Annotated in this window: 9 protein-coding genes and 3 rRNA genes; all 12 read right to left on the bottom strand. The window is 67.7% G+C overall.

Translation table 11 applies throughout. The features are described from left to right. Positions 1 to 239 precede the first annotated feature (239 nt). A 5S ribosomal RNA gene (gene rrf / locus DAA34_RS08240) occupies positions 240 to 356 on the bottom strand. Between the two features lie 72 nt (positions 357 to 428). Beyond that, positions 429 to 3,520: ribosomal RNA gene (locus tag DAA34_RS08235) — 23S ribosomal RNA — on the bottom strand. Between the two features lie 331 nt (positions 3,521 to 3,851). After that, positions 3,852 to 5,373: ribosomal RNA gene (locus DAA34_RS08230) — 16S ribosomal RNA — on the bottom strand. The 16S, 23S and 5S rRNA genes sit together here, the layout of an rRNA operon. 615 nt (positions 5,374 to 5,988) lie before the next feature. Beyond that, entirely contained in the window at positions 5,989 to 7,248 is a 1,260-nt protein-coding gene (tyrS, locus tag DAA34_RS08225) for a tyrosine--tRNA ligase (RefSeq protein ID WP_106818415.1), read from the bottom strand. 132 nt (positions 7,249 to 7,380) lie between these two features. Further along, complete coding sequence (locus DAA34_RS08220) at positions 7,381 to 7,989, bottom strand: DNA-3-methyladenine glycosylase (protein ID WP_234354273.1); 609 nt, start codon at positions 7,987 to 7,989, stop codon at positions 7,381 to 7,383. 5 nt (positions 7,990 to 7,994) lie between these two features. Beyond that, positions 7,995 to 9,446 carry an argininosuccinate lyase gene (gene argH / locus DAA34_RS08215; protein ID WP_106818414.1) on the bottom strand — a complete coding sequence of 484 codons (1,452 nt, stop codon included), beginning with the start codon at positions 9,444 to 9,446 and terminating at the stop codon, positions 7,995 to 7,997. Continuing rightward, positions 9,443 to 9,970 (bottom strand): arginine repressor, encoded by a 528-nt coding sequence (gene argR / locus DAA34_RS08210; protein ID WP_106818413.1) that lies wholly within the window; start codon positions 9,968 to 9,970, stop codon positions 9,443 to 9,445. The genes argH and argR overlap by 4 nt, the downstream gene beginning before the upstream one ends. Beyond that, complete coding sequence (gene argF / locus DAA34_RS08205; RefSeq protein ID WP_106818412.1) at positions 9,967 to 10,914, bottom strand: ornithine carbamoyltransferase; 948 nt, start codon at positions 10,912 to 10,914, stop codon at positions 9,967 to 9,969. The genes argR and argF overlap by 4 nt, the downstream gene beginning before the upstream one ends. Next, the gene (locus DAA34_RS08200) at positions 10,911 to 12,137 is read right to left on the bottom strand and encodes an acetylornithine transaminase (RefSeq protein ID WP_106818411.1); all 1,227 of its coding nucleotides are present in this window, start codon (positions 12,135 to 12,137) and stop codon (positions 10,911 to 10,913) included. The genes argF and DAA34_RS08200 overlap by 4 nt, the downstream gene beginning before the upstream one ends. Further along, the gene (gene argB, locus DAA34_RS08195) at positions 12,134 to 13,108 is read right to left on the bottom strand and encodes an acetylglutamate kinase (RefSeq protein WP_106818410.1); all 975 of its coding nucleotides are present in this window, start codon (positions 13,106 to 13,108) and stop codon (positions 12,134 to 12,136) included. Before argB ends, DAA34_RS08200 begins: the two co-directional genes overlap by 4 nt. After that, on the bottom strand, positions 13,105 to 14,265 hold the full coding sequence (argJ, locus tag DAA34_RS08190; protein WP_106818409.1) for a bifunctional glutamate N-acetyltransferase/amino-acid acetyltransferase ArgJ: 1,161 nt from the start codon (positions 14,263 to 14,265) through the stop codon (positions 13,105 to 13,107). The genes argB and argJ overlap by 4 nt, the downstream gene beginning before the upstream one ends. Further along, positions 14,262 to 15,308, bottom strand: coding sequence for an N-acetyl-gamma-glutamyl-phosphate reductase (gene argC / locus DAA34_RS08185; protein WP_199847444.1), 1,047 nt, complete (start codon positions 15,306 to 15,308; stop codon positions 14,262 to 14,264). The genes argJ and argC overlap by 4 nt, the downstream gene beginning before the upstream one ends. Positions 15,309 to 15,353 lie beyond the last annotated feature (45 nt).

The raw sequence follows: 15,353 nt of genomic DNA, 5'->3' as shown, positions 1-15,353 counted from the left end.
TCCCCGCGGGGACCACGAGGGCCTGACGCCCCACGCCCCGACGCCTCCCGATGGCCGCCCGCACGCCCTCCCTCGCCGCCGGGCTTCCCGGTCCGTCGTGGCCGCTGGCCGTTGTCGTCACCCATGGATCGATCCTCTCGCCTCAGCCCACCACCGACCACCAGGCCGGACAGCGGGTGTAACAGGTACAACGCAGAAAACGCCCTCCCGGCGAACCGGGAGGGCGTTTCTGAATGATTGTCCGGCTGCGTCCTACTCTCCCACACCGTCTCCAGTGCAGTACCATCGGCGCTGAGGGGCTTAGCTTCCGGGTTCGGAATGGGACCGGGCGTTTCCCCCTCGCTATGACAGCCGAAACTCTATGGAGATGTCAGTCTACCCGACCGTATCTCGGGAACTGCACAGTGGACGCGAACACGCTTTCGGTGTGTATCAAGTTATCGGCTTATTAGTACCAGTCAGCTACATGCATTGCTGCACTTCTACATCTGGCCTATCAACCCAGTCGTCTACTGGGAGCCTCTCGGACAAAGTCCATGGAAACCTCATCTTGAAGCGTGCTTCCCGCTTAGATGCTTTCAGCGGTTATCACTTCCGAACGTAGCCAATCAGCGGTGCCCTTGGCAGGACAACTGACACACCAGAGGTTCGTCCAACCCGGTCCTCTCGTACTAGGGTCAGCCCTTCTCAAGTTTCCTACGCGCACAGCGGATAGGGACCGAACTGTCTCACGACGTTCTAAACCCAGCTCGCGTACCGCTTTAATGGGCGAACAGCCCAACCCTTGGGAGCAACTCCACCCCCAGGATGCGACGAGCCGACATCGAGGTGCCAAACCATCCCGTCGATATGGACTCTTGGGGAAGATCAGCCTGTTATCCCCGGGGTACCTTTTATCCGTTGAGCGACGGCGCTTCCACAAGCCACCGTCGGGTCACTAGTTCCGACTTTCGTCCCTGCTCGACATGTCTGTCTCACAGTCAAGCTCCCTTGTGCACTTACACTCGAAACCTGATTGCCAACCAGGCTGAGGGAACCTTTGAGCGCCTCCGTTACATTTTGGGAGGCAACCGCCCCAGTTAAACTACCCACCAGGCAATGTCCCTGATCCGGATCACGGACCGAGGTTAGACAACCAGAACGACCAGAGTGGTATTTCAACGATGACTCCACACACACTGGCGTGCATGCTTCACAGTCTCCCACCTATCCTACACAAGCCGTCCCGATCACCAATACCAAGCTGTAGTGAAGGTCCCGGGGTCTCTCCGTCCTGCTGCGCGTAACGAGCATCTTTACTCGTAGTGCAATTTCGCCGAGTTCACGGTTGAGACAGTGGAGAAGTCGTTACGCCATTCGTGCAGGTCGGAACTTACCCGACAAGGAATTTCGCTACCTTAGGATGGTTATAGTTACCACCGCCGTTTACTGGGGCTTAAATTCTGAGCTTCGCCTTGCGGCTAACCCGTCCTCTTAACCTTCCAGCACCGGGCAGGCGTCAGTCCGTATACATCGTCTTGCGACTTCGCACGGACCTGTGTTTTTAGTAAACAGTCGCTTCTCCCTGGTCTCTGCGGCCCATCATCCTAGTCCGTATGGACTTCAGAATCCGGGCCCCCCTTCTCCCGAAGTTACGGGGGCATTTTGCCGAATTCCTTAACCATGATTCACTCGATCGCCTTGGTATTCTCTACCTATCCACCTGAGTCGGTTTGGGGTACGGGCGGCTAGAACCTCGCTAGAGGATTTTCTCGGCAGCATAGGATCACCCTGCTTCCCGCATACGCGGTCACTATCAGGTCTCAGGAACATGTGAGGCGGATTTGCCTACCTCACTCCCTACACCCTTGGACGTGGACAACCATCGCCACGCGGAGGCTACCTTCCTGCGTCTCCCCATTGCTTGACTACTACTAGATCGGGTCGCGCGCTCCACTCTCGCTGGTCCGAAGACCTTGAGAGCTTTGGGCGCTTAGCATCACTAGGTTCGTCATGGGCGGTTCTTCGCCGGTTCCGGAATATCAACCGGATGTCCATCGACTACGCCTGTCGGCCTCGCCTTAGGTCCCGACTTACCCAGGGCAGATTAGCTTGACCCTGGAACCCTTGGATATTCGGCGGACGGGTTTCTCACCCGTCTTTCGCTACTCATGCCTGCATTCTCACTCGTGTGGCGTCCACGGCTGGATCACTCCGCCGCTTCACTCGCCACACGACGCTCCCCTACCCATCAACACGCTTGGACCGTAAGGCCATGCAATGTGTCAATGCCACAGCTTCGGTGGTGTGCTTGAGCCCCGCTACATTGTCGGCGCGGAATCACTTGACCAGTGAGCTATTACGCACTCTTTAAAGGGTGGCTGCTTCTAAGCCAACCTCCTGGTTGTCAATGCAACTCCACATCCTTTCCCACTTAGCACACGCTTAGGGACCTTAGCTGGTGATCTGGGCTGTTTCCCTCTCGACTACGGAGCTTATCCCCCGCAGTCTCACTGCCACGTTCTCACTTACCGGCATTCGGAGTTTGGCTAACGTCAGTAACCTGGTGAGGCCCATCGGCTATCCAGTAGCTCTACCTCCGGTAAGAAACACGTGACGCTGCACCTAAATGCATTTCGGGGAGAACCAGCTATCACGGAGTTTGATTGGCCTTTCACCCCTACCCACAGCTCATCCCCTCAGTTTTCAACCTAAGTGGGTTCGGTCCTCCACGACGTCTTACCGTCGCTTCAACCTGGCCATGGGTAGATCACTCCGCTTCGGGTCTAGACCCAGCGACTCTGTCGCCCTATTCGGACTCGCTTTCGCTACGGCTTCCCCACACGGGTTAACCTTGCCACTGAGCACTAACTCGCAGGCTCATTCTTCAAAAGGCACGCCGTCACCCCGCAAGGAGGCTCCGACGGATTGTAAGCACACGGTTTCAGGATCTATTTCACTCCCCTCTCGGGGTACTTTTCACCTTTCCCTCACGGTACTTGTCCGCTATCGGTCACCAGGGAATATTTAGGCTTAGCAGGTGGTCCTGCCAGATTCGTACGGGATTTCACGGGCCCCGTACTACTTGGGATGACCCTCTGGAGTTCGCGCCATTTCGTCTACGGGGGTAGCACCCTCTGTGCCGGGCCTTTCAATGCCCTTCGACTATGACACGAATTTTTGACTCCATCTCGAAGTGTCAGCTTCGAGTGAGAGGTCCCACGACCCCGACCATGCAACGCCTGACAGCTATCACACATGGTCGGTTTAGCCTGTTCCGCTTTCGCTCGCCACTACTCACGGAATCGCGGTTGCTTTCTCTTCCTGTGGGTACTGAGATGTTTCACTTCCCCACGTTCCCTCTACCCGTCCTATGTGTTCAGACGGGAGTGACTGGACTTGCCTCCAGCCGGGTTTCCCCATTCGGAAATCCTCGGATCACAGTCTGGTTATCGACTCCCCGAGGCTTATCGCAGATTCCTACGTCCTTCTTCGGTTCCTGGTGCCAAGGCATCCACCGTGTGCCCTTAAAAACTTGAGCCACAAAGATGCTCGCGTCCACTGTGTAGTTCTCAACATACGGGCGGCCCTCTGCTGACCCAGCGCCTGCCGCAGCTGCGGTGGTTCGTCTGGAGACAGAGGTCCTGGCCGGCGTACCGGTCGTGAGGTCGAACTTGCGCCCGAGCCCTCAGGACCCAACAACGTGTCAGGCACCGTGCCGGCTCGTCCGCGTTCCACTGCCCGAAGGGCTTGTACTGACGAGACGAGTCTGCGCGATGCCAAATAATCGATGTTCCACCCATGAGCACCTGCTGCCGGACGTGCGCCGGCAGACCAGGCTCTGGATCGCTGTCGCGACCAGTGCTCCTTAGAAAGGAGGTGATCCAGCCGCACCTTCCGGTACGGCTACCTTGTTACGACTTAGTCCCAATCGCCAGTCCCACCTTCGACGGCTCCCTCCACAAGGGTTGGGCCACCGGCTTCGGGTGTTACCGACTTTCGTGACTTGACGGGCGGTGTGTACAAGGCCCGGGAACGTATTCACCGCAGCGTTGCTGATCTGCGATTACTAGCGACTCCGACTTCATGGGGTCGAGTTGCAGACCCCAATCCGAACTGAGACCGGCTTTTTGGGATTCGCTCCACCTTGCGGTTTCGCAGCCCTCTGTACCGGCCATTGTAGCATGCGTGAAGCCCAAGACATAAGGGGCATGATGATTTGACGTCATCCCCACCTTCCTCCGAGTTGACCCCGGCAGTCTTCTATGAGTCCCCGCCATAACGCGCTGGCAACATAGAACGAGGGTTGCGCTCGTTGCGGGACTTAACCCAACATCTCACGACACGAGCTGACGACAACCATGCACCACCTGTATACCGACCAAAAGGGGCACCTATCTCTAGGTGTTTCCGGTATATGTCAAGCCTTGGTAAGGTTCTTCGCGTTGCATCGAATTAATCCGCATGCTCCGCCGCTTGTGCGGGCCCCCGTCAATTCCTTTGAGTTTTAGCCTTGCGGCCGTACTCCCCAGGCGGGGCGCTTAATGCGTTAGCTGCGGCACGGAACTCGTGGAATGAGTCCCACACCTAGCGCCCAACGTTTACGGCATGGACTACCAGGGTATCTAATCCTGTTCGCTCCCCATGCTTTCGCTTCTCAGCGTCAGTAGTGGCCCAGAGACCTGCCTTCGCCATCGGTGTTCCTCCTGATATCTGCGCATTTCACCGCTACACCAGGAATTCCAGTCTCCCCTACCACACTCTAGTCTGCCCGTACCCACTGCAAGTCCGGGGTTGAGCCCCGGATTTTCACAGCAGACGCGACAAACCGCCTACAAGCTCTTTACGCCCAATAATTCCGGACAACGCTCGCACCCTACGTATTACCGCGGCTGCTGGCACGTAGTTAGCCGGTGCTTCTTCTGCAGGTACCGTCACTTTCGCTTCTTCCCTGCTGAAAGAGGTTTACAACCCGAAGGCCGTCATCCCTCACGCGGCGTCGCTGCATCAGGCTTTCGCCCATTGTGCAATATTCCCCACTGCTGCCTCCCGTAGGAGTCTGGGCCGTGTCTCAGTCCCAGTGTGGCCGGTCGCCCTCTCAGGCCGGCTACCCGTCGTTGCCTTGGTGAGCCGTTACCTCACCAACAAGCTGATAGGCCGCGAGTCCATCCCAGACCGAAAAACTTTCCAGACGATAGAGATGCCTCTTCGTCTCGTATCCGGTATTAGACGCCGTTTCCAGCGCTTATTCCAGAGTCAGGGGTAGGTTACTCACGTGTTACTCACCCGTTCGCCACTGATCCCTCGGAGCAAGCTCCGAGTTCACCGTTCGACTTGCATGTGTTAAGCACGCCGCCAGCGTTCGTCCTGAGCCAGGATCAAACTCTCCGTTGATGTTTGACTCTCATGACCAAGTCATGAGAAATCCGTACCCTCGAAGGGTTGTTTCACTGACTGAGCAAGAACAACTAGCTATTGCTAGATGATCGTTGTCAACCAAAGGATTTTCGTACGACGTCGACGTCCTCGCTCCTGGTGGAGCGTCTCGGCCGGCCTCGTGACGAGGTTATTGGCATCGATTTTTGACACGCTGTTGAGTTCTCAAGGTTCGGACGCGCACCTCTGCTCGGCTCAGTGAGCCTTGCTTTGGGGCAACCATTCCAACTTACCGCTTCCATGCTTGGGCGTCAACTCCGTGATCTGCTTTACGAGCAGTCGGTGTGATCGCGCTTGGATCTCTGCGGCGGGCCGTACCGTAGCAGCCTTTCGGCTGCTGTCCAAACTCACTCTGTTCGGTGTGAACCGCTCCGAGCTCGTCGGGTCTGCCCTGGGACCGGCCTACTTCGTGTGACTCGCAGAGCCACCGCTGTGGTGTCCGTTCCTCCCTCGCGGGCTGACTCGGAGAACAGTAGAGCACGGTCTGGCGATCGCGCAAATCGGGACCCGCCGAAGCGCGCGCGGCACGTCGCAGCGGGCGGGCTCGCCTGCGGCACAACGGGATTCGGCGACTCACGGGTGGCGAGCCACGCCCATTGCCTTCTTGCCGCGCCGCAGGAGAGCCACCTGGCCGTGCAGGTAGTCCTCCTCCCGGAGGACGCGAGCCGGGTCGTCCACCCGCGTGCCGTTGACCGAGACGCCGCCCTCGTCGACGGCTCGCTTGGCCGACTTGCGGGAGTCCACGAGCCCGCAGGCGACGAGGGCGTCGAGCAGCGTCGTCCCCGGAGCGAGGTCCGCGCCCGGGAGCTCGCCCGTCGCATCCCGCAGCGTCGCGGCGTCGAGCGAGGTGATGTCGCCCTTCCCGAAGAGGGCGGACGCCGCGTCGCGCGCAGCTGCGGTCGCCGGCTCGCCGTGGACCAGCGCCGTCACGTCGTCGGCGAGGGCGCGCTGCGCCCCCCGGCGGAACGGCTCCTCGCGCACCTGGCGCTCGAGGTCCTCGATCTCCTCGCGAGACCGGTCGCTGAAGATCCGCAGGAGCGTCCCGACCGTCGCGTCGTCGACGTTGAGGAAGTACTGGTGGAAGGCGTACGGGCTCGTCAGCTCCGCCGACAGCCAGATCGCGTTGCCCTCGCTCTTGCCGTACTTGACCCCGTTCGCGTCCGTCAGCAGGGGCGAGGTCATCGCGTGCACGGTCGCGCCCTCGACCCGGTGGACGAGGTCGACGCCGGCGGTGAGGTTGCCCCACTGGTCCGACCCGCCGATCTGCAGGGTGCAGCCGTGCGCGCGGTACAGGTGCAGGTAGTCGAGCGCCTGGAGGATCTGGTAGCTGAACTCCGTGTAGGAGATCCCCTCCTGGCTCCCGAGCCGTGCCGCCACCGCGTCCTTGCGGAGCATCTGGTTCACGCGGAAGTGCTTGCCGATGTCACGGAGGAAGTCGAGCGCGGACATCGGGGCGGTCCAGTCGAGGTTGTCCACGAGCAGGGCGGGGTTGTCCCCGTCGAAGTCGAGGAACGGCCGCACGAGGTCCTTGATCCGGGCGACGTTCTCCGCCGTCTGCTCCTTCGTCCTCAGCACGCGCTCGCTCGTCGGCTGGGGGTCACCGATGAGACCTGTGGACCCGCCGACGAGACAGATGACCCGGTGGCCCGCCCGCTGCATCCGCCGGAGCGCGACGAGCTGGACGAAGTTCCCGAAGTGCAGCGAGGGCGCCGTCGGGTCGAACCCGCAGTAGACGGTGACCGGGCCGGCCTCGAACGCCGCGCGCAGCGCCTCCTCGTCCGTCGACTGTGCGATCGCCCCGCGCCAGCGGAGCTCGTCGAGGATGCTGCTCACCGTCTGCCTCCCGTCTCTCGCGGCGGATGCCGCCCGGCAAGCCTGCCACGCCTCACCCGCTCGACCGGACGTCGACCCTCCCCTCGGATGGTCGGATGCCCCTCGCCGACCCGAGGTGCGAGGGGCGCGCCCTCACTCGTCGCGGCGCCGTCTGACCGCGGGTCGGTACGCCGAGACGTACGGGTCGTCCGCGAGCCAGAACCGCCACGGGAACGTCTCGCCGTCCCCTCCCGGCCCGCTCACCCCGACCCGCGGGCCGGTGCGGACCTCCCCCGGCGGCTCGGCCGGCAGGTCGACCCCGGTCGAGCCACCGGCGCAGAGGTCGAGACCGTCGTCCGACAGGTCGAGCCCGAGGCACTGCGCCAAGCGCGCCGGGCCGCGGGCGAGGTCCCGCGCGCTCGAGCGCGGCCGCCGCTGCCGGGCGGTCTCATGCCCCTCGACGACCTCCCCGGCCCGGAGCAGGACAGCCGACGCCCGTCCCTCCGGGCCGCAGACGACGTTCGCGCAGTGGTGCATCCCGTAGGTGAAGTACACGTAGAGGTGCCCGGCCGGACCGAACATCGATGCGGTCCGCGCGGTCCTGCCGCGGAACGCGTGCGACCCGGGGTCGGACTCCCCCTCGTACGCCTCGACCTCGGTGAGCCGGATCGTCACCTCACCGTGCCGCAGGTGGGCGCCCAGGAGACGCGGCGCGACGTCGAGTGCGGCTGCCGCGAGCTCGTCCCGGCGGGCGGGACGCAGCCCGGTCAGCGTGCCTCGATCCGCGTCGCCGCCCAGGACGCGAGCTCGTCCCGGCGGGCCGCAAGGCGCTGGGCCTGCTCCGCGACCCGCACCGGGGCGGTCCCGCCGCGCCCGTCGCGCGAGGCCATCGATCCCTCGACGGAGAGCACCTCCCGCACGCCCGGCGTGAGGTGCTCGGAGATGCCCCGCAGGTCCTCGTCGGAGAGGTCCCACAGCTCGATCCCGCGCTCCTCGCACGTACGCACGCAGGCACCGGCGACCTCGTGGGCGACCCGGAACGGGACGCCCTCCCGGACGAGCCACTCCGCGACGTCGGTGGCGAGCGAGAAACCCTCCGGTGCGAGGGCGGCCATCCGGTCGGTGTCGAAGCGGAGCGTCGCGACCATGCCGGTGACGGCGGGCAGGAGCAGCTCGAGGGTGTCGACCGCGTCGAACACCGGCTCCTTGTCCTCCTGGAGGTCACGGTTGTACGCGAGCGGCAGCCCCTTGAGCGTCGTCAGCAGGCCGGCGAGATCTCCGACGAGGCGCCCCGCCTTGCCGCGAGCGAGCTCGGCGACATCGGGGTTCTTCTTCTGCGGCATGATGCTCGACCCCGTCGAGTACGCGTCGTCGAGCGTCACGAACCCGAACTCCTTCGTCGCCCAGAGGATGACCTCCTCGGACAGACGCGAGACGTCGACGGCCGCCATCGCGGCGACGAACGCGAGCTCGGCGACGAAGTCCCGCGACGCCGTGCCGTCGATCGAGTTCTCGACCCCGTGCTCGAACCCGAGGTCGGCCGCGACCGCGTCGGGGTCGAGCCCGAGCGAGCTGCCGGCGAGCGCACCGGAGCCGTACGGCGCCAGCGAGGTCCGCCGGTCCCAGTCGAGCAGCCGCTCGACGTCACGGACGATCGCCCACGCGTGCGCCATGAGGTGGTGCCCCAGGAGGACGGGCTGCGCGTGCTGGAGGTGGGTCCGGCCGGGCATGGCAGCGCTCCGGTGTGCGTGGGCCTGATCGAGCAGCGCCCCGACGAGATCGAGCAGGTGCCCGGCGACGATCCGGGCGTGGTCGCGCAGGTACATCCGGAAGAGGGTCGCCACCTGGTCGTTGCGGGACCGGCCCGCCCGCAGCCGACCACCGACGTCGGCGCCGGCGCGCTCGATGAGGCCGCGCTCGAGCGCCGTGTGGACGTCCTCGTCGTCCTCGGCCGGGACGAACGCCCCGCTCTCGACGTCGGCGAGCAGCCGGGCGAGCCCGTCGAGCATCTGCTCGAGGTGCTCGTCGGAGAGGATCCCCGCGGCGTGGAGCACCCGGGCGTGCGCGCGGGATCCGGCGATGTCGTACGGGGCGAGGCGCCAGTCGAAGTGGGTGCTCTTGCTCAGCGCCGCGAGCGCATCGGCCGGCCCCCCGGCGAAGCGCCCGCCCCACAGCGCGACGCGCCCCTGGTCCTGCTGGCCGGTCGGTTCGGTCGTCACTGGTTCTCCCGGGTGTCGTCGGTCGTGGTCTGGGTGCTGTCGGCGGTCCGCAGGAGCCGGGTCGCGAGCGCGTCGGCCGCGGACGGGTCGGCCGTCACGAGGAGGATCGTGTCGTCCCCGGCGATGGTGCCGAGGATCTCCTCCCAGCGGGCCTGGTCGAGGGCGTGCGCGAGGTAGCTCGCGGCGCCGGGCGGGGTGCGCAGGACGACCTGGTTCGCGGCCGGGGTCGCCGTGACGAGCAGGTCCGCGCACGCCCGGGCGAGCTGGCCGGAGACCTCGTCGGGGTCTCGGGGGGCGCGCGGGGTGCGGTCGCCACCTTCCCCGGGGATCGCGTAGACGAGGCCGCCGCCGTGGCGCACCCGCTCGGCACCGAGCTCGTCGAGGTCGCGCGAGAGCGTCGCCTGCGTCACCTCGATGCCGTCCTGCGCAAGGAGCGACAGCAGCTCGGTCTGCGAGCGCACCGCCCGCGTGCCGAGCACCTCGACGATCCGGGCCCGTCGGGCCGCGCGGGTCTGCGCGATCACGCGCCGTCCCCCGATGCCGCCCGCAGGAGGAAGGTGAGCACCGCCTTCTGCGCGTGCAGCCGGTTCTCGGCCTCGTCCCACACCCGTGATGCCGGCCCGTCGATGACCTCGGCCGCGACCTCGACGCCGCGGTAGGCGGGCAGGCAGTGGAGGAAGATCGCGCCCGCCGCCGCTCGCGCCATGACGTCGGCGGTCACCCGGAAGGGCACGAACGGCGAGGCCTCCCCCTTGCGCTCGCCCGCCTGCGACTCCTGACCCATCGACACCCACGTGTCGGTGACGACGACGTCGGCGCCGTCGACCGCAGCGAGGTCGTCGGTGACGGTGCAGGCTCCCCCCGTCTCGGCGGCCCGGTCCCGGGCCCGCGCGAGCACCCCGGGGTCCGGTCGGTGGGAGGCGGGCGAGACGATCCGCACGTCCATCCCCGCCGTCGCGCACGCGAGAAGGTAGGAGTGGGCCATGTTGTTCGCGCCGTCACCGAGGTAGACGAGGGTGCGACCGGCCACGTCGCCGAAGGCCTCCCGCACCGTGAGGAGGTCGGCGAGCAGCTGGCAGGGGTGGTAGTCGTCCGTGAGCGCGTTGACGACCGGGACCCCGGCCCACCGCGCCATCTCCTCGATCCGGCCCTGACCGTGGGTGCGCCACACGATCGCGGACACCTGCCGACCGAGCACGCACGCGGTGTCGGCGATCGGCTCCCGCTCCCCGATGCCCGCGAGGCGGCCGTCGACGAGGACGGGCGCACCGCCGAGCTCGGCGACGCCGGCCGTGAACGACAGCTGGGTGCGCAGGGTGGGCTTGTCGAAGATGAGTGCGACCCCGCGCGGGCCCTCGAGCGGGCGCTCGACGAACCGGTCGGCCTTGAGCCGGGCCGCGAGGTCGAGGACCTGCGCCTGCTCGGCGGGGCTCAGGTCGTCGTCGGCGAGGAGGTGTCGGGGCGTCATCGGGCAGCTCCGCTCGGATCGGTCGGGTGGGGGCAGGACACCGCGTCGAGGAGGTCTGGTAGGCGGTCGACGAACCCGAGAAGGTCGCCCTCGTCGACGACGAGCGGCGGGGCGAGCCGGATCGTCGTCGGCCGTGGCGCGTTGACCAGATACCCGGCGGCCCGGGCGGCGGTGACGACGTCCGGGGCGACCGGCGCGGAGAGCTCGAGGCCGAGGAGGAGCCCACGGCCGCGGACCTCGACGAGGCGGTCGTCGCCGAGCGCGGCGACCCGTGCGCGGACGGCGTCCCCGAGGCGGCTCGCACGCTGCAGGAGACCGTCCCCCTCGATCGTCGTCAGCACGGCGATCGCCGCCGCACAGGCGAGGGGGTTCCCGCCGAAGGTCGACCCGTGCTGCCCGACGGTGAGCAGGCCGGAGACGGCCTCACCCATCGTCACGAGCCCGCCGACGGGCACTCCGCCGCCGAGACCCTTGGCGACGGTGATCGCGTCGGGCACGATCCCCGCCGACTGGAAGGCGAACCAGTCGCCGGTGCGGCCGACGCCGGTCTGGACCTCGTCGAGCACGAGCAGCGCGCCGGCGTCCGCGGTGATCCGCCGGGCCTGCACGAGGTAGTCGCCGCCCGGGTCGATGACGCCGGCCTCCCCCTGGATCGCCTCGAGGATGACGGCACCGGTGTCGGGTCCGACGGCGGCCGCCAGTGCGTCGACGTCCCCGTGGGGCACGTGGGTGACACCGGGGATGAGCGGGGCGAACGGCTCCCGGTACGCCGGGCGGTGGGTGAGCGCGAGCGCGCCGGTGCTGCGGCCGTGGAAGGACCCCTCGGCCGCGACGATGCCGGTCCGGCCCGTGCGCCGGGCGAGCTTGATCGCAGCCTCGTTCGCCTCGGTGCCGGAGTTGCACAGGAAGACGCGAGAGCCCTCGGGCGCCCCCGCGACCCGCAGGAGCCGTTGCGCGAGCTCGATCTGCTGGGGGGTCGTCACGAGGTTCGAGGCGTGCAGGAGCGATGCCGCCTGGCGCGCGATCGCGTCGGTGAGGGCCGGGTGCCCGTGCCCCAGCGCGCTCACGGCGATGCCGCCGATGAGGTCGAGGTACCGGTGCCCGTCGACGTCGACGAGGTGGCACCCCTCGCCGTGGTCGATGACGAGCGCAGGCCGTCCGAAGACGCCCAGCAGCGACTGCTCGTACGCCTCGAGACCCGCGTCGGTACCCGTGCTGTTCACTCGGCCCCCTCCTCGGCGCCGTCGTCCGTCGTGTCCGGAACGATCATCGTGCCCGTCCCCTCGTCGGTGAACACCTCGAGGAGGATCGAGTGCGCGGCCCGGCCGTCGACGACGTGCGCCTGCGGCACCCCGGACCCGACCGCGCGGATGCAGGCCTCGAGCTTGGGGATCATGCCCGCGTCGACCCGGGTGAGGAGATCCTTCGCATCGGCGACGGTCATCCGGGACAGCAGCGAGTCCCGGTCCGGCCAGCGGGCGTAAACCCCCTCGACGTCGGTGAGGACGACGAGCTTGCGGGCCCCCAGGGCCACGGCGAGCGCGGCCGCTGCGGTGTCGGCGTTGACGTTGAGGACGCCGGTGCCGACCGAGAGCTCCGGCGCGATCGTCGAGACGACCGGGACCCGCCCGGCGTCGAGGAGGTCCTGCACCGCGGACGGGTCGACCTCGACGACGTCCCCGACGAGGCCGACGTCGTGCCGCACCCCCTCGACGACGACGTCCCGCCGGACCGCGCCGAACAGCCCGCCGTCCTCCCCCGAGAGGCCGACGGCGATCGGACCGTGCTGGTTGAGCAGGCCGACGAGCTCGCGCTGCACCTGCCCCGTGAGCACCATCCGGACGACGTCCATGACCTCGGGTGTCGTCACCCGCAGCCCGCCACGGAACTCCGACTCCAGGCCCAGCCGCCCGAGCATCGCGGCGATCTGAGGCCCGCCGCCGTGGACGACCACCGGGCGCAGCCCCGCGTACCTCAGGAAGGCGATGTCCTGCGCGAAGGCCGCCTTGAGCGAGTCGTCGGTCATCGCGTTGCCGCCGTACTTGACGACGACGAGCGCGCCGCGGAACTCCTCGAGCCAGGGCAGCGCCTCGATGAGGGTCTCCGCCTTGCTGCGGGCCACCCGCAGGTTGGCGGCGTCGATGGCGCCCCGAAGGGCCTGGGTCGGGGACGTGGGAGCGGGTGTGCTGGTCATGTCGAGTAGGCCGAGTTCTCGTGGACGTAGTCGTGGGTGAGGTCTGTGGTGCGGATCGTGGCGGTGGCGTCCCCGGCGTGGAGGTGGATCCGGATCTCGACCCGCCGGGGGGTGAGGTCGACGAGTGAGCGGTCCTCCCCCACGCCGCCGGCGCGGCAGACGGTCACACCGTTGATGGTGACGTCGACCTCGTCCGGGTCGAACGCGGCCTCGGTCGTCCCGACGGCAGCCAGGACACGGCCCCAGTTCGGGTCGTTGCCGAAGACAGCGGTCTTGACGAGGGCGTTGCGCGCGACGGTGCGGCCGACCTCGAGCGCATCGGCCTCGGTCGCAGCGCCGACGGTGACGACGTCGACCTCGTGGCTGGCGCCCTCCGCGTCGGCGACGAGGGCGCGGGCGAGCTCATCGCAGACATCGACGAGGGCCGCACGGAACTCCGCGGGGTCGGGGGTGACGCCGGATGCCCCGGAGGCGAGCAGGATGACCGTGTCGTTCGTCGACATGCACCCGTCGGCGTCGACCCGGTCGAAGGTCAGCGCTGTCGCGGCCCGCAGCGCCTCGTCGGCGGTGGTCTCCTCGAGGACGGCGTCCGTCGTGACGACGACGAGCATCGTCGCGAGCGCGGGGGCGAGCATGCCGGCGCCCTTCGCCATGCCGCCGATGGTCCACCCGTCGCCCGCGGCGACGGCCTCCTTCGGAACGGTGTCGGTCGTCATGATGGCCCGCGCGGCGTCCGCGCCCCCGGTCGCGGACAGGGCCGCGGCGCACGCGTCCACCCCCGCCAGGAGCCGGTCCATCGGCAGTCGCTCGCCGATGAGGCCCGTCGAGCACACCGCGACGTCCCCCGCGCTGAGGTCGAGCACCTGCGCCACGTGCTCCGCGGTGCGGTGGGTGTCCTGGAACCCGCCGGGCCCGGTGCACGCGTTCGCGCCGCCCGAGTTGAGGACGACGGCGTCGACCCGGCCGTCGGCGACAACCTGCCGGGTCCACCGGACCGGCGCCGCCTGGACCCGGTTGCGGGTGAGGACGACCGCCGCGACCCGGTCAGGCCCGTCGTTCACGACGAGGGCGACGTCGGGAGACCCGCTCGCCTTGAGGCCGGCGGCGACGCCGGCGGCGCGGAAACCGGCGGGCGCGGTGATGCCGGAGGAGGTCATGGGGCGACTCCGATCGTCGGCAGCCCCGCGCGCTCGGGGAGGCCGAGCGCGAGGTTGATGCACTGCACGGCGGCGCCCGCCGTGCCCTTGGTGAGGTTGTCGATCGCGGCGACCGCGACGACCCGGCCCACCCGGTCGTCGACGACGACCTGCACGAGGGCGAGATTCGCCCCGAGGACGTCGCTCGTGCGGGGCCACGCGCCCTCCGGCAGGAGCTCGACGAAGGGTTCGTCCGCGTAGGCGGCGGCCCACGCCTTGCGCACGGCGGCGGCGTCCGCGCCGGGCGCGATCCGGGCGGTGCACGTCGCGAGGATCCCGCGGCTCATCGGAGCGAGGGTCGGGGTGAATGACACGGTGACGGGCGCGCCCGCCGCTCGGGTGAGGTTCTGCTCGATCTCGGGGGTGTGGCGGTGCACCCCGCCGACGCCGTAGGGCGACATCGCGCCCATGACCTCCGCGCCGAGGAGGTGCGGCTTGAGTCCCTTGCCGGCGCCGGAGGTGCCGCTCGCAGCGACGACGACGACGTCCTCGGGCGCGATGACGCCGGCCGCGAGGCCCGGCGCGAGGGCCAGGGTGACCGCCGTCGGGTAGCACCCGGGGACGGCGATCCGGGTCGCACCGGCGAGCGCGTCGCGACCCCGTGCCCCGTCCGCGAGGGCGAGCTCGGGCAGCCCGTAGGGCCAGGTCCCCGCGTGCGGGGTGTCGTAGAAGGCGTCCCAGGCCGCGGCGTCCGCAAGGCGGTGGTCGGCACCGCAGTCGACGACGACGGTCTCGTCAGGCAGGGCTGCCGCGAGCGCGGCCGAGTGGCCGTGCGGGAGGGCGAGGATGACGGCGTCGTGGCCGACGAGGACCTCGGGCGTCGTCTCCTCGAGGACGACGTCGGCGACGGCGCGCAGGTGCGGGTGGATCTCGCCGAGGCGACGGCCGGCGTTCCCCCCGGCGGTGACGGCGCCGAGCTCGAGGTCGGGGTGCGCGGTGACGAGACGGACCGCCTCACCCCCGGCGTACCCGCTCGCGCCGACGACGGCGATGCGTGGGCTCACCAGCTCCTCCTCTCCTCGCCCGGCCCTTCCTCGACCGGGTGCGCA

This window comes from Janibacter massiliensis (assembly GCF_900289115.1).
Classification (GTDB): Bacteria; Actinomycetota; Actinomycetes; order Actinomycetales; family Dermatophilaceae; genus Janibacter_A; species Janibacter_A massiliensis.
Note: the sequence above shows the minus strand (reverse complement) of the source record. Positions and strands in the feature narration are given on the sequence as shown.

Coding starts and splice junctions, on each gene's coding strand:
- argF (WP_106818412.1), bottom strand. CDS start 10,914: ATGACGCCCCGACACCTCCTCGCCGACGACGACCTGAGCCCCGCCGAG.
- argB (WP_106818410.1), bottom strand. CDS start 13,108: ATGACCAGCACACCCGCTCCCACGTCCCCGACCCAGGCCCTTCGGGGC.
- argJ (WP_106818409.1), bottom strand. CDS start 14,265: ATGACCTCCTCCGGCATCACCGCGCCCGCCGGTTTCCGCGCCGCCGGC.